This window comes from Streptosporangium sp. NPDC001559 (assembly GCF_042893955.1).
GTDB lineage: Bacteria > Actinomycetota > Actinomycetes > Streptosporangiales > Streptosporangiaceae > Streptosporangium.
The window spans coordinates 18,229-37,730 of sequence record NZ_JBIAVG010000029.1 but is presented as its reverse complement, the minus strand read 5'-3'; the positions used below and the strand labels follow the sequence as shown (position 1 = coordinate 37,730).

Genomic DNA, 19,502 nt, shown 5'->3' with positions numbered 1-19,502 from the left:
GCGGGTCAGAAGCGGACAGGCAGCGTACGCAGCCCGCGGATGAGTGACCCGCTGAGGTTCCACCGGATCTCGGCGGGATCGCAGTCCAGCTCGATGCCCGGCAGGCGTTCCAGCAGCGTCCCGAAGGCGATCGATGCCTCGAGCCTGGCCAGCGGCGCGCCCAGGCAGAAGTGGATGCCGTGGCCGAAGGCCACGTGCCGGTTGTCCGCGCGGGTGATGTCCAGGACGTCGGGGCAGTGGAAGACCTCGGGGTCGCGGTTGACCGCGCCGAGCAGGATGTGGACCACACTGCCCTTCGGGATGTGGACTCCCGCGAGTTCGAGATCCTCCGTGGCGAAGCGGAATGTGGCACGCTCGACCGGCCCGTCGTGCCGGAGGAACTCCTCGACCGCCGACGGCAGCAGTTCCGGTCGCTCCCGCAGCAGTTTCAGCTGTTCGGGGGCGGTCAGCAGGGCCAGCATGCCGTTGCCGATCAGGTTGACCGTGGTCTCGTGCCCGGCGATGAGCAGCAGCGTCAGGCCCGCGAGGAGTTCCTGGTCGTCGAGCAGCTCGTCGTCGTCGCGGGCCAGGACCAGCGCGCTGACCAGGTCGTCACGCGGGGCGGCCCGCCGTTCGGCGATGATCGCGGTGAAGTAGGCGCCGACGGCGAGGTTCACCTCGTCACGGTGCCTGACCTGCTCCTCGTTGAGCGCGGGGCCGACCAGGGTGCCCGACCAGTCGCGGAAGGCGTCCCGGTCCTCGACCGGCACGCCGAGCAGTTCGCAGATCACCGTGATCGGCAGAGGGAAGGCGAAGTCGTCGAGCAGGTCCGCCCCGCCCCTGGGAAGCATCGCGTCGACGAGGTCGTCGGCGATCTTCTGGACGCGGGGGCGCAGGGCCTCGATCCTGCGGGGGGTGAAGGCCTTGGAGACCAGGCGGCGCAGCCGGGTGTGGTCGGGAGGGTCGCTGTCGAGCATGTTGCCGGCCAGGATCCGGTTGTCGGCGTGGAAGCGCGCGCGGAACGGCTCGGGCACCCAGGAGACGCTCTTGGCCAGGCGGGGGTCGTTGAGGGCGGGACGGCCGTGCTCGTAGTCGAGCACCAGGAAGGCGCCCATGCCCGGAGGGAAGTCGACCGGATGGACGGGGCCCTTGCCCCTGAGCGCGGCGCAGGCGGCGTGCGGATCGGGGCTCAGTATGAACTCGAAAGGTAACTTCTCCGGCATCGGCGCCCCCCGGGGGAGATGGAACGGATCCTGTTCCCCTCCAGTCTGGCCCGGGAGGTCGCGGCTCGCCCGCCGTGTGCGAGATGGTGGCCGTGATGACCGGTATGTCGGTGCGAGCGAGCCTGCGACGAAAGGACCTCACCCCCGTCGAGGCCCTTCGAGGTGGCTCTAGGTGAGCCGAACGTCCTTGATGATCACCGGGATCTTGGGGGCGTTCGAGCCGCCGTCGCCGGTGATGTCGTTGGGGTTCTCGATCCAGCCGCCCTTGTAGACCTTGTCCAGGATGTCCATGCCCTGCGTGACCGTGCCGAGGGGCGTGTAGTCGGGCTGCAGCTGAGCGGTCTCGTCCGACAGGGAGATCCAGAACTGGCTGCCGTTCTGGTTCGCCGCCTCGGCCGCCTGGGCCAGCGCGACCGTTCCCCTGGTGTAGGGCAGTCCGCCGAGGTTCTCGTCGTTGAAGACGTAGCCCGAGCTGCCCTGGCCGTCGGTGGGGTTCTTGCCGTCGGCCTTGGCCTGCGGGTCGCCGCACTGCAGCAGGCCGAGTCCGGAGTTCTCCGGCGTGGCCAGGCGGTGGCACCTGGTGTTGTCGAAGAAGTTCTTCTTCGCCAGGAAGGCGAAGGAGTTGACCGCGCAGGGGGCCCGGTCCGTCTGGAGCTCGATCACGACGTCACCGAGGTTGGTGGTGATCGTCATGTTCTTCAGCTTCAGGTTGGGCTTGGCCGGGGGCATGCCCACGTACTTGGCCGGGCTGCCGCTGGTGTCCTTGCGGTAGGAGCAGGTCAGCTTGGCCAGCTCCGCCGAGGGGGTCGGCGACGGCTGCAGGGCGGGGGTCTGGCTTGGGTCGGCCCCCGCGCTCTTCTCCGAGGAGACGTTGCGCTGCTTGCCGTCGTCGTTGCCGCCGAGGAGGTTCGTCGCGGCGAACAGGCCTCCGGCCACGACGACGACCGCGACGCCGGCTCCGATGAAGGTGTTCCGCCTCGACTTTGCGGTCGACTGCTGGGCGGTCTGCTGGGCCCGCTGGGCCTGCCGCTCCTTGTGCTCCCGCGCCAGCTGGCTCTGGCGGTCTTCGCCGCTCACCGCTTCGTCCTCCAGAATTGCTGTTCCATGACTATTGACTGGGCGAAAGCGTACCCGCCTCGGCGTGTGATGGATGTAAGTGACAGAATCCGTCAGATGGGGTAGGAGAGGAAGACGCGGGTGAAGTGCCGCGTTCCAGGTAGCGTTCACGGTGGGACCCCACCTGCACAGACGCCGCCGATGACCGGAGCCCCCCTATGTTCGACGAGATTCTGGGCCTGCCCGCCCACCCGCTGATCGTCCACGCCGCAGTGGTTCTGACGCCCCTGCTGGTGGTGCTGGCCGCCGTCTACGCCCTGGCCGCGCGCACGCGCGCCGTGCTGGCCTGGGCGGTCGTCGGGCTCGCGGTCGTCGCGCCCGTGACGGTTTTCGCGGCCAGGCAGAGCGGTGAGGAGCTTAAAAGGGGACGTTTCTCCTCGGCGAGCGGGGAACTCGGGCAGCGCGTCGCCGAGCACGAGAGCTTCGCGACCCCGTTGCTGCTGGCCGTACTGGCGCTCGGAGTGGTCTCACTCGGTCTCGTCCATCTCACACGTCCCGGGCGTTCGGAGAGCGTGCCCAAGGGGGCCGGGACGGCGCTGCGCGCGCTGACGGTGGTCCTGGCCGCGGTGGCCGGCTACTACGTGGCGCGGGCGGGCCACAGCGGCGCCGTCGCGGTCTGGGGAAGTTTCTGAGGGATCGGGAGCCCGCCCCCTGACGGTACTGTCTGAGCGTGGACAGCCTGTTCGACTCGGCGGCGGAGGAGGCCCATCGCGGCCATGAGCCACTGGCGGTGCGGATGCGCCCCCGTGGCCTGGACGAGGTGATCGGCCAGCGTCACCTGCTCGGGCCGGGCACGCCGCTGCGCAGGCTCGTCGAGGGCGAGGCCCCGATGTCGCTGTTCCTGTGGGGGCCGCCGGGCACGGGCAAGACCACCCTCGCCTACGTGGTCGCGGGGGTGACCAAGCGCCGCTTCGTCGAGGTCTCCGCGGTCTCCGCGGGGGTCAAGGAGGTCCGCGCCGCCATCGAGCAGGCCCGCCGCGAGCTGGGCATGTCGGGGCGGCAGACCGTGCTGTTCGTCGACGAGGTGCACCGCTTCAACAAGGCCCAGCAGGACGCCCTGCTGCCCGCCGTCGAGAACCGCTGGGTCACCTTCATCGGCGCGACCACGGAGAACCCGTTCTTCTCCGTCATCTCGCCGCTGCTGTCCCGTTCGCTGCTGCTGACCCTGGAGTCGCTGTCGGAGGAGGACATCCGCGGCGTGCTCGAACGCGCCGCCGCCGACCCGCGCGGCCTGGACGGGAAGGTACGGCTGGCGCCCGAGGCGGTCGAGCACCTGGTACGGCTGGCCGGGGGGGACGCCCGCAGGTCCCTCACCTATCTGGAGGCGGCCGCGCTGATCGCCGAGGACGAGATCACCGTCGAGGTGGTCGAGCGCGCGGTCGACAAGGCGGCCGTGCGCTACGACCGCCAGGGCGACCAGCACTACGACGTGGTCAGCGCCTTCATCAAGAGCATGCGGGGCTCCGACGCCGACGCCGCGCTGCACTACCTGGCCAGGATGGTCGAGGCGGGGGAGGACCCCAGGTTCATCGCCCGCAGGATCGTCATCTTCGCCTCGGAGGACGTCGGCATGGCCGACCCCACCTGCCTGCAGGTGGCGGTGGCCGCGGCGCAGGCGGTCGAGTTCATCGGCCTGCCCGAGGGCCGCCTGAACCTGGCCCAGGCGGTCGTCCACTGCGCGCTCGCCCCCAAGTCCAACGCGGTGATCACCGCGATCGACGCCGCCGCCCAGGACGTACGGCGGGGCGACATCGGCCAGGTCCCCGCCCATCTGCGCGACGCGCACTACCCCGGGGCCCGGGGGCTCGGCCACGGTGAGGGCTACCGCTACCCGCATGACTTCGAGCACGGCCTGGTCCGCCAGGACTACGCCCCCGCCGAGCTCAGGGACCGCCGCTACTACCGGCCGACCCGGCACGGGGCCGAGGCCGCCTTCGCCGACCGCTGGAGCAGGATCCGCGCCTTCCTGCGCGGCGGCCAGTAGCCCTCAGGCGGGAGGCGCGCCGTCCTGCCGCGGGGCGCGGGGTCCGCGGCGGGGGAAGCGCATGGTCAGCAGCCTGGCGCGGGGGGCGACCCGGCGGGCCAGCGTGAACAGGGCGTCGGTGCGGGAGCGGTCGGCGTCAAGGTGGGTGAACAGGTTGACGCCCAGGTAGAAGGTGATCGCGGCGTAGGCGAGGTCGCGGGGCGGCATGAGCCTGGCCAGGGGTGAGCCGCCGATGACCCGCTCCAGCGTCTGCTCGACGAAGTCGATCCACGGGTCGGAGCGTTTGACGATCTCCGCCCTGAGCTCGGGCCTGGCGATGCTCGCGCCGACGAGCTCGGAGAAGAGCGTGATGTGCCCGGCCTCCAGGTCGGCCCGGTAGATCGCGGTGGCGATCTCGGCCAGCTCCTCCAGCGTGCGGGCCCGCTCGACGGCCCTGCGGTAGTCGGTCATCCGCTGCTCGGAGGCGCGGTCGAGCGCGGCGAGCAGCAGCGGATCGACCCCGCCGAAGTGGTAGAAGACCAGCGCCGAGTTGACCCCGGCCGCCTTGGCGACGGCGCGGGCGCTGGCCCCGGCGTATCCCTCGGTCCGTACGGTCTCGGCGGCGGCCTCGATCAGCCGCTCCCGGGTCTCCGCGCCCGCCTGCTTGTTCACTTCGCCGCTCCCCTTGCCATGACGATCTCTCCGATCATACGGTTTAATCGATTGATTAAACCGATCGATGAAGAGGGGCTCATGGACGACTTATCCGGGCAGTCACCGGACTCCGAACCGCTCCCTGGGGACCGGCTCGAGCGCAGGGCACGCTGGAACCTCGCCGGCCTGCTCCTGGCCCTGTTCGTCGCCCTCCTGCTCTACCGGGTGCTCCACGCGGGCCATCTGGAGGAGACGACGCTCTTCTACGTCGGCCTCCCCGCCGTCATCGCCATCACGGTCGTGCTGACGAGCAAACCGAGGTCCGCGACCGGCGCGATCCTGGCGACGATCACCGTGGCCCTCGCCCTCGCGGGACCGTTGCTCGGCGAGGGGATCGTCTGCCTGCTGTTCGCGGCCCCGCTCTTCTACCTCGTCGGCCTGCTGATCGGGGCCGTCATCGACTACTTCGACCGGCGGGGACCCCACGCGCTCGCGGCCCCGCTGGTGCTGCTCACGCTCGTCGCCGTGGGCGCGGAGGTGGCCGGACCGGCCCGCGACAACGCGGTCACCGCGGTGCGTACGGCCACCGCGACCGGGACGGAACAGGCCCTGACCGCCGTCCCCCGGTTCGGCCCGTTCGAGTCGGCGTTCCTGAAGATCGGCTTCCCCAGGCCGCTGGCGGCCACCGGCACCGGCCTCGAAGTGGGCGCCCTGCGGGAGATCACCTTCAACCCGCGCCGCTCCCTCGGCATCGGCGCCCTTCCCGAACCACGTTCGATGACCCTCAGGGTGAAGGAACGCGGCCCGGGGCGGGTGACCTTCTCCGTGGTCCGCGACACCACGCTGACCCGCTGGCTCGACCTCCGCGAGGCGGAGTTCGCCTGGGCGGACGGGAGACTCGCGGTGACCCTGCGCTACCGCCGTACCTTCGATCCCGGCTGGTACTTCGGCCCTCTGCAGCGCTACGCCGTCGGTCAGGCCGCCGACTACCTGGCCGGGACCTTCGCCCGATGACGGGCGACCCCGTGCTGGTGCGCGGCCTGGCCCTCGCGGTACCGGTCGCCGCGGTGCTCGCGGTCACCTGGAGAGGCCGGGTCCGCCGGAGGCTAGCAGAACGGGACACGGCCGCGGCGATCCTGGCCACGCTGTGGAACCTGGAGGCGCTCATCGCGGTGAACCTCCTCGCCCAGGACCTCGGCTGGTGGCGCTTCACCGCGAGGGAGGCCGTCTACCGGGGCGTTCCGATCGACCTGCTGCTGGGCTGGGCACTGCTCTGGGGCGCGGTGCCCGGCCTGGTGACACGCCGGGCGCCGATCCCACTGGTCGCCGCGGCCCTCGGCTGGCTGGACCTGGCGGTGATGCCCCTGGCCGAGCCCGTCGTGGTGCTCGGCGAGCACTGGCTCGCCGGGGAGGCCGTCGCGATGGCCGTCGCCCTGCTCCCCGGGTTGCTGGTGGCCTCCTGGACGGCCGGAGGCCGTCGCCTGCCCCTCAGAGCCGCCGCCCAGATCGTCCTCGCGGCGGCCGGAGGCATGGCGCTGCCCATCGTGCTGACCGGGGTGTGGCGGCAGCCCACGTGGGTGCTCGCCCTCATGGCGCAGGCGCTGGCCGTGCCCTCGCTGCTCGGGCTGGCCGCCGTACGGGAGTTCGTGCTCGCCGGCCGGGGGACGCCGCTGCCGTACGACCCGCCGGAACGGCTGGTGGTCACCGGGCCCTACGCCTACGTCCGTAACCCGATGCAGGCCGCGATGACGGGCGGCTACCTGCTGCTCGCCCTGCTCGACCCGGTGTTCCTGGCCGGGGCGCTGGTCGCCTTCGCCTACGGGGCGGGACTGGCGGCCTGGCACGAGGGGGAGGGGCTCACCGCGCGCTTCGGCGGGGAGTGGACCGCCTACCGGCGCGCCGTACGGGCGTGGGTGCCCCGGTGGCGGCCGGTCGCCTTTCCCGGGGCCGTCGCGTCCGTGTATGTGGCGAGCACCTGCGGGATCTGCTCACAGGTCGGCAGGTGGATCGTCGCGCGCCGTCCCGCCGGGCTGCGCGTGCTCGCCGCGGAGGACCACCCCGCGGGGCTGCGCCGGATCACCTACGAGTCGGCGGACGGGCGCGGTGCCCAGGGGGTGGCGGCGATCGCCCACGTGCTGACCCACATTCACCTCGGCTGGGCCCTGGCGGGCTGGACCCTCATGATCCCGGGGGTCGGCCGGTTCGCCCAGCTCTGCATGGACGCCTTCGGGGGCGCGCCCAGGACACTGGCCGTACGGAACGGGCCGGCGCCCGCGGGAAAGCCCGGCGGGTACGGCGAGCCACCTGGGCGTCGTGTCACGGTATGCCGGGGAAGCGGTTCGGGACGCGGTAAGGTCTTGCCTGTTCCAGCCGGGTCAACTAAGGAGATCGGCGCATGCTTACCGCAGGAGAGGTCGCCGGACTGATCGTCGCGATGGCCTGGGCGATCCTGGTCTGCTTCCTGGCCGTGGCGCTGGTCAAGCTGGCCCGGCTGCTGACCGAGACCACCAAGATGGTCTCCGAGCTGGGTGAACGTGTGGTCCCGCTGCTGGAGGACGTCACCGTCACCGTCAGCGAGACCAACCGCCAGCTGGTCGCCGTCGAGGCCATCGCCAAGGACGTCAAGCAGGTCAGCGGACACGCCGCCAAGATCAGCGACGTCACCCAGACCCTGGTGACCGGGCCGTTGATCAAGCTCGCCGCGCTGACCCACGGCGTCAGGCGCGCCCTGTCGGCCCGCAGGAACGGCAGGCCCGGCTCCCGGGTCCTCGAAGGGCGGCGGCGATGATCCGCAGGCTCTTCTACATCTCCCTGGGCGCGTTCGGCGCCGTGTGGGCGATGCGTAAGCTGCAGTCACTGCATCCGAACCACCTGGCGCGCCGTGCGGTGCGCGGCGCCTCGGGAGTCCTGGACCAGGCGCGGGACTTCGCAGCCGAGGCGCTGGACGGCGCGGCGCAGCGGGAAACCGAGTTGCGCTCCCGATTCGGCCTCGACAGTGTTGAGAACACCTACACCTACCACGTAAAGGATGGCCGCTGACATGGAGTCGGCAGAGATCGCCCGCCGCTTCCTGCGCTTCTTCGAGGAGCGTGGGCACACCGCTGTGCCCTCGGCCAGCCTCATCGCCGAGGACCCGACGCTGCTTCTCGTTCCCGCGGGCATGGTGCCGTTCAAGCCCTACTTCCTGGGCCAGCAGAAGCCGCCCTACCCCCGGGCGGCCAGCGTCCAGAAGTGCGTGCGCACCCCCGACATCGACGAGGTCGGCAAGACCACCAGGCACGCCACCTTCTTCCAGATGCTCGGCAACTTCTCCTTCGGCGACTACTTCAAGGAGCGGGCGATCCCGCTGGCCTGGGAGCTGCTGACCAAGCCCGAGTCCGAGGGCGGCTTCGGCTTCCCCGAGGAGCGGCTCTGGGTCACCGTCTACCACGACGACGACGAGTCCTACGACATCTGGCACCACAAGGTCGGCATCCCCGCGGAGCGCATCCAGCGCCGCGGCCTGGCCGACAACTACTGGCACATGGGCGTGCCCGGTCCCGGCGGCCCCTGCACCGAGATCTACTACGACCGCGGCCCCGAGTACGGCAGGGACGGCGGCCCGATCGCCGACGAGAACCGTTACCTGGAGGTCTGGAACAACGTCTTCATGCAGTTCCAGCTCGGCGCGGTGCGCAGCAAGACCGACTTCGACGTCGTGGGCGAACTACCCGCCAAGAGCGTCGACACCGGCATGGGCCTGGAGCGGATGGCCGCGATCCTGCAGGGCGTCGACAACATCTACGAGATCGACACCACCTACAAGATCCTCGACAGGGCCGCGGAGCTGACCGGGACCCGCTACGGCCGTGACGAGCGCGCCGACGTCTCGCTGCGCGTGGTCGCCGACCACGTCCGCACCGGCGTGATGCTCGTCGCCGACGGCGTGCTGCCCTCCAACGAGGGCCGGGGCTACGTGCTGCGGCGGATCCTGCGCCGTGCGATCCGCAACCTGCGCCTGCTGGGCGCGGGCGAGCAGCGCTACATGCACGACCTGACCGCGGTGACCATCGACGTGATGGGCGATCTCTATCCCGACCTCAAGGCCGACGCCCCGCAGGTCCACGGTGTCATCGACGCGGAGGAGGCCTCCTTCCTCGGCACCCTGCGCACCGGCACCGCGATCTTCGACGCGGCCGTCGAGGAGACCAAGCGCAAGGGGCAGGGCACCCTCGGCGGTGACCAGGCCTTCCAGCTGCACGACACCTACGGCTTCCCGATCGACCTGACCCTGGAGATGGCCTCCGAGCAGGGCCTCAAGGTCGACGAGGAGGGCTTCCGCAGGCTGATGAAGGAGCAGCGCGACCGCGCCAAGGCCGACGCCGCCGCCAAGAAGACCGGCAACGCCGACATCTCGGTTTTCGGCCAGATCCTGGAGAAGACCGGCAGGGTCGAGTTCCTCGGCTACGACAACGTGACCGCCGAGTCCGCGGTCATCGGCCTGCTCGTCGACGGGCTCCCGGTCCCCGCCGCGGGCGCGGGCACCACCGTCGAGGTCGTGCTCAGCCGTACCCCCTTCTACGCCGAGGGCGGCGGCCAGCTCGCCGACCAGGGGATCATCCGTACCGACGGGGCCGAGGTCGAGATCGTCGACGTGCAGTCCCCGGTCTCGGGCGTGATCGTGCACCGGGGCAAGGTCAGGACCGGTGAGGTCCGGGTCGGCGACCAGGCCCAGGCCGAGATCGACGTCGAGCGGCGCCGCGCCATCTCCCGCAGCCACACCGCCACGCACCTGGTGCACAGGGGCTTCCGCAACGCGCTCGGCGAGACGGCCGCGCAGGCGGGTTCGGAGAACTCGCCCGGCCGCTTCCGCTTCGACTTCACCGCGGCGGGCGCCGTGCCGCCCAGCGTGCTCCGCGACGTCGAGGACGAGGTCAACGCCATCCTGATCAACGACCTGAAGGTCAACGCCTTCCACACCTCCCAGGCGGAGGCGAGGGCGATGGGCGCGCTGGCCCTGTTCGGCGAGAAGTACGGTGAGACCGTCCGCATCGTCGAGGTCGGCGACTACTCCCGTGAGCTCTGCGGCGGCACCCACGTCGCGAGCTCGGGCCAGCTCGGCCTGGTCAAGGTGCTCGGCGAGGCCTCGATCGGCGCCGGAGTGCGACGGGTCGAGGCCCTGGTCGGCCTGGACGCCTTCCGCTTCCTGGCCCGTGAGAGCGTGCTTGTCGCCCAGCTCTCCGAGCAGCTCAAGGCCCGCAGGGAGGAGCTGCCCGAGCGGATCGAGGGCATCGTCACCCGGCTGCGCACCGCGGAGAAGGAGCTTGACAGGCTCCGTTCCGCCCAGGTCCTCGCGCTCGCGGGCGAGATGGCCGCCGGAGCACGTGATCTGGGCGGAGTGTCCGTGGTGACACACCGCGCGCCTGATGGCACCTCTGCGGATGATCTGCGTAAACTCGCCCTTGACGTGCGCGGACGGTTCCCAGGGGACCGCGCGGCGGTCGTCGTCGTCGCGGCGGTTCCGGCCGACCGGCCGGTCGTCGTGGCCACGGTCAACGACGCGGGCCGTGAGCGCGGCCTCAAGGCGGGCAGGCTCGTCGGCGTCGCGGCCAAGGCTCTCGGCGGTGGCGGCGGTGGCAAGGACGACGTCGCCCAGGGTGGCGGGACCCGGCCCGAGGCGATCGGTGACGCGCTGGGCGCCGTCGAACAGGCGATCGCCCAGACACTCTGAGCGGCCGACGCCGGTGAGCCGCGCGCGGCTCTGAGGCGGAGGCGGAGAACATGATGAGAAGTGGCATCCGGCTGGGTGTCGACGTCGGCTCGGTCCGCATCGGCGTGGCCCGCAGCGATCCGTCCGGATTGCTGGCCACGCCGGTCGAGACCGTACGGCGAGGCAGAGGCGACCTCGACCGGCTCGCGGAGATCGCGGCCGAGTACGAGGCGGTGGAGATCGTCGTCGGCCTGCCGACCTCGCTCTCCGGCCGTGAGGGGCAGGCGGCGGGGGTGGCCCGCGAGTTCGCGGGCAGGATCGCCTCTCGGCTGGCGCCCGTCCCCGTCAGGCTGTTCGACGAACGGCTCACCACGGTCACCGCGCAGCAGGGACTGCGCGCCAGCGGCGTCAGGGCCAGGGAACAGCGCGGCGTGGTCGACCAGGCGGCGGCGGTCGTGCTGCTCCAGGCGGCCCTGGACAACGAGCGGGCGACCGGCAGGCCACCGGGCGTGGCGGCCGGTCCGCCGGCAGGGCCGTCCTCCGGGGCGCCGAGAGGTTCTTCGTCCGGGCCGCCGGGCGCCCGGCCCGGTGAGGAGAGGCCGAGCGGCGGGACCGGACGGTGAGCGGGCGGCGGCTGACATGGCTGCTGGCCTGCGGCGCGGGCGCCGCGCTGCTCGGAGCCGGGGGTTATGTCCTGGCCAGGCCCTACCTCACCCCCGCCGACTTCGAGGGGCCCGGCGCGGGAGCGGTCACCGTGCGGATCGCCCAGGGCGCGAGCGCGGGGGAGATCGCCGCGACGCTGGCCGACGCGGGGGTCGTGGCGAGCGCGGGCTCGTTCGTCGCGGTGGCCGAGGAGCGCGGCAAGGCGGGCAGCCTGTTCCCCGGGCACTACCGGATGCGCAAAGGCATGTCGGCCGCCTCGGCGCTCGACCTGCTGACCGAGCCCCGCTCCCGGATGGTGCGGCGTGTCGTCGTCCCCGAGGGGCTGCGCCTGCCGGAGCTGCTCGACCGGCTCGCGGAGGGCACGGGGATGCGCAGGGCCGAGCTCGCCGGGGCGGCGAGGAACCTCCGGGCACTGGGCCTGCCCGGCTACGCCAGGGGCCCCGAGGGCTTCCTGTTCCCGGCGACCTACGAGGTGGAGCCGGACACGACCCCGACTGAGCTGCTCGGGGCCATGGTGGAACGTTTCAAGGACGCCGCCGCCGACCTGAACCTGGAGCGGCGGGCCGCCAGGAGGGATCTGACCCCGCTTGAGGCCGTCACGGTGGCCAGCATCGTCCAGGCAGAAGGTGGGAGATACTCGGACTATCCGAAGATCGCTAGAGTGATCTACAACCGGATCAAGGCCGGTTCCCCCCTCCAGCTCGACACCACGGTGCTCTACGCGCAAAGGCGCAGAAGCCTCATGGTCTCGGAGAAGGACACCACGGTGCGCTCGCCGTACAACACCTATCTGAGGCCCGGTCTGCCGCCGGGGCCCGTCGCCAGTCCCGGGGAGAAGGCGTTGAGAGCGGCGCTTCGGCCTGGCCGGGGAAGGTGGTTCTGGTTCGTCACCACGGATCCGGCGCATAGAATCACGAAATTCACTGACAAAGAGAGTGAGTTTGTGAGATACCGGGAACAGCTGAACAGATACCTCGGGACGCACTGATGTCCGGCGGAACACCCCCCGTTCCGCCGCGCGCGGCGATCCACTCCGGCGGTCCGAACGAGGACCAACGGTGGTCCGAGGTGTCCGGTCCGGGGCTCCTCCTCGGTTTGGCGGACCCGCTTGACGCCACGCCGTCCCTGCCGGGAGATTGGCCAGCGCATCTATGAACGGGCTCGATATGGACTTTCTGGTCGGCGCCGAGGACGACGACGGGTCACGGCGTGGCTCCCGCTCGTCCCCAGGACGACGTGGCCGCCGCAGAAGGCGTCGCCGCAACAGGGGCGGCTTCCTCGCCCCGATGCTCGCGGTCATCGTCCTGATCGGCGGTCTCGGCGCGGCGGGCTTCTACGGCTACACCTGGCTGCGCGAGATGACGACCCCCCAGGACTACGCCGGTGAGGGCAGCGGCGAGGTCGTCATCGAGATCAAGGACGGTCAGACCGCCTCCGACGTCGCCCAGACCCTGGAGAAGCAGGACGTCGTCAAGAGCGCCAGGACGTTCACCGGGGCCGTCGCCGACGCGGGCAAGAGCGCCTCCCTGCAACCGGGTGAGTACCGCATGCGCAAGCAGATGTCCGCGGCGGCGGCCGTCAAGCTGCTCGACCCGTCCCTGCGGCTGCTGGAGCGGGTGACGCTGAAGGAGGGCCTGCGCCTGTCCGACACCCTGGCGACGCTCGCCAAGGAGACCGGCAAGCCGCTCAAGGAGTTCCAGCAGGCCGCGAAGAACATCAAGGCGCTCGGTTTGCCCGGCTACGCCAAGGGACGCCTGGAGGGCTACGCCTTCCCCGCCACCTACGACATCACCCCCAAGATGACCGCGGCGGACATTCTCACCGCGATGGTCGACCGCTTCAACCAGACGGCCGACAAGGACGGGCTCGTCTCGGCGGCCAAGAGCCTCGGGCACACCCCGCACGAGATCATGACGATCGCCAGCATCGTCCAGGCCGAGTCGGGCAGCGTCGAGGACATGTCCAAGGTGGCCCGGGTCATCTACAACCGCCTGGACGGCAACCGCAAGCTGGAGATGGACAGCACGGTGATGTACGGGCTGAACAAGTACGGCATCTCCGCCACCAACGCCGACCTGGAGAGCAAGTCGCCCTACAACACCTACAAGAGGTTCGGCCTGCCGCCCGGCCCCATCGCCAACCCTGGTGACCACGCCATCCAGGCGGCGCTCGACCCGGCCAAGGGCGACTGGATCTGGTTCGTCACCACCGACCCCAAGCGCGGTATCACCAAGTTCGCCTCGACGGAGGCCGAGTTCTTCCAGCTGAAGGCGGAGTTCGAGAAGAACAGGAACGGCGGATGACGCGGGCGGCGGTCCTGGGCTCGCCCATCGCCCACTCGCTCTCGCCCCACCTGCACCGGGCCGCCTACGAGGCCCTCGGTCTGTACGACTGGCAGTACGAGGCCTTCGAATGCGACGAGGCAGGACTGCCCGCCCTGCTCTCCGGGCTCGGTCCCGGCTGGGCCGGCCTGTCGCTGACGATGCCGCTCAAGCGCGCCGTGCTCCCGCTGCTCGACACGGTCTCCGACCTGGCGGTCGAGGTCGGCGGGGCGAACACCGTGATCTTCTCCGAGGGCGGTCGCCACGGGGAGAACACCGACGTGTACGGCATCGTCCAGGCGCTCACCGAGGCCGGGGTCAAGCCGCCGCACGGCGCCACGATCCTCGGCGGCGGGGCGACGGCCGCCTCGACGCTGGCCGCCCTGCGCGAGCTGGGCCTCTCGCGGGCCAACCTGGTGGTCCGCGACCCGGCCAGGGCGGGCGAGACGGCACAGGTGGCCGAACGGCTCGGCACCACCCTGTCGGTGCGCACCTTCGACGAGCTGGAGAGCGTCCTGGACGTCGACCTGGTCGTCTCCACCCTGCCCTCCGGCGCCGCGGACGGTTTCGCCGGCCTGCTGGCCGGGGTGCCCGCCCTCTTCGACGTGGTCTACGCGCCGTGGCCGACCCGGCTGGCCTCGGCCGTCGAGGCCGCGGGCGGCACGGTGGTCGGTGGCTTCCCGATGTTGCTGCACCAGGCGGTCCGGCAGGTCGAGATGATGACCGGCCGGACCGACGTCCCGGTCGAGGCGATGCGCGCGGCGGGCAAGGCCGAGATCGTCAGGCGAGCGGCTCCGGGGAGCTGACGGTCCCCGAGCCGTACGGCCGGAAGCCCCTCCTGGCCACGACGAAGGCGGTGGCTCCCACCATGACCTGGACGAGGGCGGGAAGCCATTCGTTGCGCGGCGCCCCGAACTCCGGCACGCCACCGTAGATCACCAGGAGCAACGGCAGCAGGAGGACAAGGGCCCGACGGCCCGGCGGAGTACGGCTGGCCGCCCCGCAGGCCATGCACGCCAGCGTCGTCGTGGCCAGGGAACTGAGTGAGTACTCGGGGATGAGGAAGTGCTCAAAGGCGGAGACGGCGTTCATCGTCAGGACCGCCACGGCGGTCCAGCGCAGCAACGTGCGGCGGCCGATCAGTGCCGCCCCCGCCGCGGGGCCGGGGGAGAGCGTCAGCAGGAGCGCGACGATCACGCCGGGCAGGGCGTTGAAGGCCAGGCCGAGCGGGCTGAACAGGAACCCGGCGGAGAAGGCGACCGGCTCCTGCCCGAAGTAGACCGTCTCGGCCATGCTGAGCCGTACCGACAGCGCCGTGCTGGCCGTGGCCCAGGCCCAGGCGCACGCCGCGGCCGCCCAGCGCGGGCCGCGCAGGGCGAGCCAGACGATCAACAGGTGCGGCAGCGCGTAGACCAGCGGCGTGATGGCGAAAAGGAGAGGCTGGGTGCCGTCGATGACCCACAGCGCGATGGCCCAGGTGCTCATCTCCAGGACCAGCAGATGGAGCGGGGCGACGATCGCGGCGATGTTCAGCGCGTCACGCCAGGAGCCGCCGCTTCCCAGGCCGAAGGCGTGCCGCAGGCGGATCAGCAGTCCTCCCTTGACCAGGTCGAGCACGTCACGCGGGTCGGGGAACCGTCGTCCTCGCCCGGCTTGCGCCAGCATCACCCCGAGCATCTCCTCTCCGTGCCTGGCCCTGTGCCCGGCCGGGTAGAGCGTCAGCAGCCTGCGGTAACGCTCCTCCAGTGTGCTCACGCCGCACCCCCGCCCACGCGGGGAACCAGGGTGCGAAGCCGGGTCGAGGCCGCCTCGGCGTGCCTGCGCAGCCGTTCGGCCTCGGCGGCCAGGCGGGTGCCGCCCTCCGCGGTCAGCCGGTAGTAGCGCCGTATCCGGCCCTCCACGATCTCCTCGCGGTCGGTCGTGATCAGGCCTTCGGACTGAAGGCGGTCGAGGGCGGCGTACAGGGTGCCCGCCCGCAGGCGCACCCGGCCGTCGGATATCTCCTGGACGTCGCTGATCACCCCGTAACCGTGCTGGGGTCCCGCGGCCAGGGCCGTGAGGATCAGGAACGTCGGCTCCTGCATCGATCTTTGGCTCATATGGTCTTTATATATCGACCATCGGCATATTGTGAAGGTGGGAGAACGGGAATGCTTCGGTGGGTGTCGGGGGTTGTGGTAGAGTAACTACTCGATCGGTCCGGCATGCCTGCTGGACGCGCAAGCGGAGGTTCACCTCCCACCTGGTCGACCGAGAGGTCGGCAGGTCAAGGATCACAGCCGGATGACTCCGGCCGAGCTCGCGGTGTTTGAATCGGCGAGTTCATGTGGCCCCGCATGCGCGACGTGCGGGGCATTCGCGCTTCTCGACCTGGAAACGGCCTGTGTTCCGCGACCCTCCCGGCACGATCGAGTATGTGCAAAGCCGCCTGCAAGGACGGCGGCGGATCGCAACCTAGGAGGCCTCATCAGCGCCGAGCCCCGCATCAACGACCGTATTCGCGTCCCCGAGGTCCGCCTCGTCGGTCCGAACGGCGAACAGGTTGGCATCGTCTCCATCGGCGATGCTCTGAAGCTGGCTCAGGAATCCGATCTCGACCTCGTCGAGGTCGCGGCTACGGCTCGCCCGCCCGTGTGCAAGCTCATGGACTACGGCAAGTTCAAGTACGAGTCCGCGATGAAGGCACGCGAGGCGCGGCGTAACCAGGCGTACACGATCATCAAGGAGATCAAACTCCGCCCGAAGATCGACCCGCACGACTACGAGACCAAGAAGGGTCACGTGGTGCGGTTCCTCAAGGCGGGGGACAAGGTCAAGGTAACGATCATGTTCCGTGGCCGGGAGCAGTCCCGGCCCGAGCTGGGCTTCCGGCTCCTGCAGCGGCTGGCCGAGGACGTCACGGAGCTCGGCTTCGTCGAGTCCCAGCCCAAGCAGGATGGCCGTAACATGATCATGGTTATCGGGCCGCACAAGAAGAAGGCCGAGGCCAAGGCCGAGAAGGCGGCGGCCAAGGCGCGGCGTGACGACGATGTCGCGGACGGGTCTCAGGACGAGCAGGTGCCCGCTCCGCAGGAGTGACTCGCATAGCCTGAACCGTCAGGCAGTCGCGAGATGAAGCCGAGGCCGGGTCCGGTCTCACAGTCAGGCATGCCCTTGACTCGGGTTACCGGCCCGGGACATCGGCACGATCGAGGGAGAGACGGCTGAGATGCCGAAGATGAAGACGCACAGCGGTGCGAAGAAGCGGTTCCGGCTCACCGGCTCAGGCAAGATCAAGCGCCGCCGCGCCAACCGCGCCCACTACAACGAGTGGAAGTCCTCCAAGCTGACGCGTCGTCTCAAGCCCGAGGTCGTGCTCTCTGACGCCGACGCCAAGAAGATCAAGAAGCTGCTCGCTAAGTAACGGCCCCCGGGGAGATAGATACAAATGGCACGCGTGAAGCGGGCGATCAACGCCAAGAAGAAGCGCAAGGTCGTTCTCGAGCGGGCGAAGGGCTACCGGGGGCAGCGCTCCAGGCTGTACCGCAAGGCCAAGGAGCAGATGCTCCACTCGATGACCTACGCCTACCGCGACCGCAAGGACCGCAAGGGCGCCTTCCGCCGTCTGTGGATTCAGCGCATCAACGCCGCTGCCCGTCAGAACGGCATCACCTACAACCGCCTCATCCAGGGGCTGCGTCTGGCCTCCATCGAGGTCGACCGCAAGATCCTCGCTGACCTCGCGGTCAACGACGCCGCCACGTTCGCGACCCTGGTCGAAGCCGCCAAGAAGGCGCTTCCGGCCGACGTGAACGCGCCGGTCGCCGGCTGAATCCGGCGCCGACGAACACGCTGAAGAACACGCGGCCCACAGCGATCACGCTGTGGGCCGCATTCGCATTCCTGGGGAACGGACATGGCGGGATCTGAGCTGACCAACATCAAGTCGCCGAGGGTCAAAGCGGCCAGGCGGCTGACCAAACGAGCCTTCAGGGACCGGGACCGGTCCTTCCTGGCGGAGGGGCCGCAGGCGGTTCGTGAGGCGCTGGCGCTCGACGGCGTCGTGACCGAGCTGTTCACCACCGTCGAGGCCGAGGCGCGCCACGCCGACCTCGTCGCCGCCGCCGTCTCCGCGGGGGTGCCCGTGCACCGGGCCAGCGGTGAGGTGATGGCCGAACTGGCCCAGACCGTCACCCCGCAGGGGCTCCTGGCGGTGTGCCGGTTCGTGCACGTCCCCCTGGAGGCCGCGGTCACCGACCAGGCGAGGCTCGTCGCCGTGCTCGCCCACGTCCGCGACCCGGGCAACGCCGGGACCGTGCTGCGCACCGCGGACGCCGCGGGGGCCGACGCGGTGGTCTTCACCGACGCCTCCGTCGATCCCTACAACGGCAAGTGCGTGCGGGCCAGCGCCGGGAGCCTCTTCCACCTGCCCGTCGTCACCGGTGCCCCGGTGGCACAGGCCGTGGACAGGCTCAAAGGGGCGGGCCTGCGGGTGTTCGCCGCCGACGGCGCGGGTACGCGGACACTCGACGACGTCGATCTCTCGGGGCCCGCGGCCTGGATCTTCGGCAACGAGGCCTGGGGGCTGCCCAAGGAGATCCGCGACCTCGCCGACGAGGTGGTCAGGGTGCCGATCTACGGCGGGGCGGAGAGCCTCAACCTCGCGACGGCCGCCGCGGTGTGTCTGTATGCCTCTGCCCGGTCTCAGCGTGTACGTCCCCTGAGCGGGTGAGGCCCCCCGTCCCGAGGCTGCCGGAGGACACGCGAAACCCGCTATTGTCGGCGTTGTAGCGTCGAGGAGGCGGGGTCGTGCACGGCGAACACACCGACGAGCGGAGCGCTGATTCCGCCTGTGTGATCGACGTCGACGACCTTCCCGACGGTCTCATCGTGACCGATCGGGACGGCCACGTGCTGAGCGTCAACCGGGCCGCGACCCGGCTGACCGGGATCGGCTGGGACCAGGCCGTCGGACGTCACGTGCGGGACGTGTTCTCCTTCCGCGATCACGACGGGCGCGACTGGTGGAAGTGGCTCGACACCTACGGCGGCCTGCCGACCCGCACCCGCCAGCCCGAGCTGCCGCTGCGCACGCCCGGCGGTCAGGAGATGCTCGTCGCGGCCCGGCTGGTGCGCAGGCCGGAGCGGGGCGGCGAGATCGCCCGTGTGGTGATCACGATGCGTGACGCGGGCGCGCGGGCCCGGCTGGAACGCAGCCGCGCGGACCTGGTCTCGACCGTCGCCCACGAGCTGCGCTCCCCGCTGACCAGCGTCAAGGGGTTCACCGCGACCCTGCTCGCCAAATGGACCCGCTTCACCGACGACCAGAAGCTGGTCATGCTGGAGACGGTCAACGCCGACGCGGACCGGGTGACCCGGCTGATCACCGAGCTGCTCGACGTGTCCCGCATCGAGTCGGGGCGCCTTGAGATCCACCGTCAGGTGGTCGACGTCCCGGCCAGGGTTCAGAAGATCATCGATGGGCGGGTGGCGGCGGGAGAGCCCGAGGGGCGCTTCCGGCTCCGGGTGCTGGGCGAGCTTCCCGAGACCTGGCTCGATCAGGACAAAATCGACCAGGTGCTGGCCAACCTGATGGAAAACGCCGTGCGCCACGGGCGCGGTACGGTGACAATAGTCGTCGAACCGAACCAATGGGGAGTGACCGTGTCCGTCCGTGACCAGGGAGAGGGCATTCCGCCCGAGCTGGCCACGCGCGTGTTCCGGCAGTTCTGGCGGGGCAACGCCCGTCGCCGCGGTGGCACCGGCCTCGGTCTCTTCATCGTCAAGGGTCTCATCGAGGCCCACGGCGGCACCATCTCCGTGCAGCGGGGGCCCGAGGGCGGGGCCGAGTTTCGATTTATGGTGCCCACCGGCACCCCTGACTTCGCCTGAGCGCGGATGCCAGCCCGGTGGGC

At 70.6% G+C, this 19,502-nt stretch carries 20 protein-coding genes and 1 pseudogene; 16 read left to right on the top strand and 5 right to left on the bottom strand.

What is annotated here, in order from left to right:
- Positions 1-5: 5 nt before the first annotated feature.
- Together ACFYY8_RS40445 and ACFYY8_RS40440 are read right to left on the bottom strand one after the other, a co-directional pair.
- Positions 6-1,202 (bottom strand): cytochrome P450, encoded by a 1,197-nt coding sequence (locus ACFYY8_RS40445; protein WP_390050400.1) that lies wholly within the window; start codon positions 1,200-1,202, stop codon positions 6-8.
- A 168-nt stretch (positions 1,203-1,370) separates the two neighbouring features.
- Positions 1,371-2,279: a peptidylprolyl isomerase gene (locus ACFYY8_RS40440; protein WP_390050399.1), complete on the bottom strand. Its 909-nt coding sequence runs from the start codon at positions 2,277-2,279 to the stop codon at positions 1,371-1,373.
- 197 nt (positions 2,280-2,476) lie between these two features.
- On the opposite strand from ACFYY8_RS40440, the gene ACFYY8_RS40435 reads away from it, so the two are divergent.
- The gene (locus ACFYY8_RS40435) at positions 2,477-2,950 is read left to right on the top strand and encodes a DUF2231 domain-containing protein (protein WP_390050398.1); all 474 of its coding nucleotides are present in this window, start codon (positions 2,477-2,479) and stop codon (positions 2,948-2,950) included.
- A 38-nt stretch (positions 2,951-2,988) separates the two neighbouring features.
- Positions 2,989-4,302: a replication-associated recombination protein A gene (locus ACFYY8_RS40430; protein WP_390050397.1), complete on the top strand. Its 1,314-nt coding sequence runs from the start codon at positions 2,989-2,991 to the stop codon at positions 4,300-4,302.
- Positions 4,303-4,305: 3 nt separating this feature from the next.
- On the opposite strand, the gene ACFYY8_RS40425 is transcribed toward ACFYY8_RS40430, so the two are convergent.
- Positions 4,306-4,953 carry a TetR/AcrR family transcriptional regulator gene (locus ACFYY8_RS40425; protein WP_390050396.1) on the bottom strand — a complete coding sequence of 216 codons (648 nt, stop codon included), beginning with the start codon at positions 4,951-4,953 and terminating at the stop codon, positions 4,306-4,308.
- 81 nt (positions 4,954-5,034) lie between these two features.
- Here ACFYY8_RS40425 and ACFYY8_RS40420 point away from each other — a divergent pair, with 81 nt between their 5' ends.
- The 9 genes and pseudogenes from ACFYY8_RS40420 to ACFYY8_RS40380 all read left to right on the top strand — a co-directional run bounded on the left by ACFYY8_RS40420 (position 5,035) and on the right by ACFYY8_RS40380 (position 14,414).
- On the top strand, positions 5,035-5,949 hold the full coding sequence (locus tag ACFYY8_RS40420) for a hypothetical protein (RefSeq protein ID WP_390050395.1): 915 nt from the start codon (positions 5,035-5,037) through the stop codon (positions 5,947-5,949).
- Entirely contained in the window at positions 5,946-7,361 is a 1,416-nt protein-coding gene (locus ACFYY8_RS40415; RefSeq protein ID WP_390050394.1) for an isoprenylcysteine carboxylmethyltransferase family protein, read from the top strand. The genes ACFYY8_RS40420 and ACFYY8_RS40415 overlap by 4 nt, the downstream gene beginning before the upstream one ends.
- Positions 7,331-7,723 carry a DUF948 domain-containing protein gene (locus ACFYY8_RS40410; RefSeq protein WP_352011698.1) on the top strand — a complete coding sequence of 131 codons (393 nt, stop codon included), beginning with the start codon at positions 7,331-7,333 and terminating at the stop codon, positions 7,721-7,723. Before ACFYY8_RS40415 ends, ACFYY8_RS40410 begins: the two co-directional genes overlap by 31 nt.
- Positions 7,720-7,974 carry a hypothetical protein gene (locus ACFYY8_RS40405; RefSeq protein WP_352011699.1) on the top strand — a complete coding sequence of 85 codons (255 nt, stop codon included), beginning with the start codon at positions 7,720-7,722 and terminating at the stop codon, positions 7,972-7,974. Before ACFYY8_RS40410 ends, ACFYY8_RS40405 begins: the two co-directional genes overlap by 4 nt.
- A 1-nt stretch (position 7,975) precedes the next feature.
- Positions 7,976-10,645 (top strand): alanine--tRNA ligase, encoded by a 2,670-nt coding sequence (alaS, locus tag ACFYY8_RS40400; protein WP_390050393.1) that lies wholly within the window; start codon positions 7,976-7,978, stop codon positions 10,643-10,645.
- A 53-nt stretch (positions 10,646-10,698) separates the two neighbouring features.
- Positions 10,699-11,157: pseudogene (gene ruvX, locus ACFYY8_RS40395) on the top strand (Holliday junction resolvase RuvX); the annotation flags it as partial.
- Positions 11,158-11,243: 86 nt separating this feature from the next.
- On the top strand, positions 11,244-12,275 hold the full coding sequence (gene mltG, locus ACFYY8_RS40390; RefSeq protein ID WP_390050392.1) for an endolytic transglycosylase MltG: 1,032 nt from the start codon (positions 11,244-11,246) through the stop codon (positions 12,273-12,275).
- Between the two features lie 178 nt (positions 12,276-12,453).
- Entirely contained in the window at positions 12,454-13,590 is a 1,137-nt protein-coding gene (gene mltG / locus ACFYY8_RS40385) for an endolytic transglycosylase MltG (RefSeq protein WP_390050391.1), read from the top strand.
- Positions 13,587-14,414, top strand: a complete 828-nt coding sequence (locus ACFYY8_RS40380) for a shikimate dehydrogenase (RefSeq protein ID WP_390050390.1) — start codon at positions 13,587-13,589, stop codon at positions 14,412-14,414. The genes mltG (ACFYY8_RS40385) and ACFYY8_RS40380 overlap by 4 nt, the downstream gene beginning before the upstream one ends.
- Here ACFYY8_RS40380 and ACFYY8_RS40375 read toward each other — a convergent pair.
- Entirely contained in the window at positions 14,389-15,363 is a 975-nt protein-coding gene (locus tag ACFYY8_RS40375; RefSeq protein WP_390050389.1) for a hypothetical protein, read from the bottom strand. The genes ACFYY8_RS40380 and ACFYY8_RS40375 overlap by 26 nt on opposite strands.
- Entirely contained in the window at positions 15,360-15,707 is a 348-nt protein-coding gene (locus ACFYY8_RS40370; protein ID WP_390050388.1) for a PadR family transcriptional regulator, read from the bottom strand. The genes ACFYY8_RS40375 and ACFYY8_RS40370 overlap by 4 nt, the downstream gene beginning before the upstream one ends.
- 367 nt (positions 15,708-16,074) lie before the next feature.
- Between ACFYY8_RS40370 and infC the strand changes: the two genes are divergently transcribed.
- From infC to ACFYY8_RS40345, 5 genes are all read left to right on the top strand, one after another.
- Positions 16,075-16,686, top strand: coding sequence for a translation initiation factor IF-3 (gene infC / locus ACFYY8_RS40365; RefSeq protein ID WP_390050436.1), 612 nt, complete (start codon positions 16,075-16,077; stop codon positions 16,684-16,686).
- 130 nt (positions 16,687-16,816) lie between these two features.
- Positions 16,817-17,011, top strand: coding sequence for a 50S ribosomal protein L35 (gene rpmI, locus ACFYY8_RS40360; RefSeq protein WP_184716514.1), 195 nt, complete (start codon positions 16,817-16,819; stop codon positions 17,009-17,011).
- Positions 17,012-17,035: 24 nt separating this feature from the next.
- Complete coding sequence (gene rplT / locus ACFYY8_RS40355) at positions 17,036-17,419, top strand: 50S ribosomal protein L20 (protein ID WP_344968263.1); 384 nt, start codon at positions 17,036-17,038, stop codon at positions 17,417-17,419.
- A gap of 84 nt (positions 17,420-17,503) precedes the next feature.
- Positions 17,504-18,319, top strand: a complete 816-nt coding sequence (locus ACFYY8_RS40350) for a TrmH family RNA methyltransferase (protein WP_390050387.1) — start codon at positions 17,504-17,506, stop codon at positions 18,317-18,319.
- Positions 18,320-18,396: 77 nt separating this feature from the next.
- Positions 18,397-19,479 carry an ATP-binding protein gene (locus tag ACFYY8_RS40345; RefSeq protein WP_390050386.1) on the top strand — a complete coding sequence of 361 codons (1,083 nt, stop codon included), beginning with the start codon at positions 18,397-18,399 and terminating at the stop codon, positions 19,477-19,479.
- Positions 19,480-19,502: the final 23 nt, after the last annotated feature.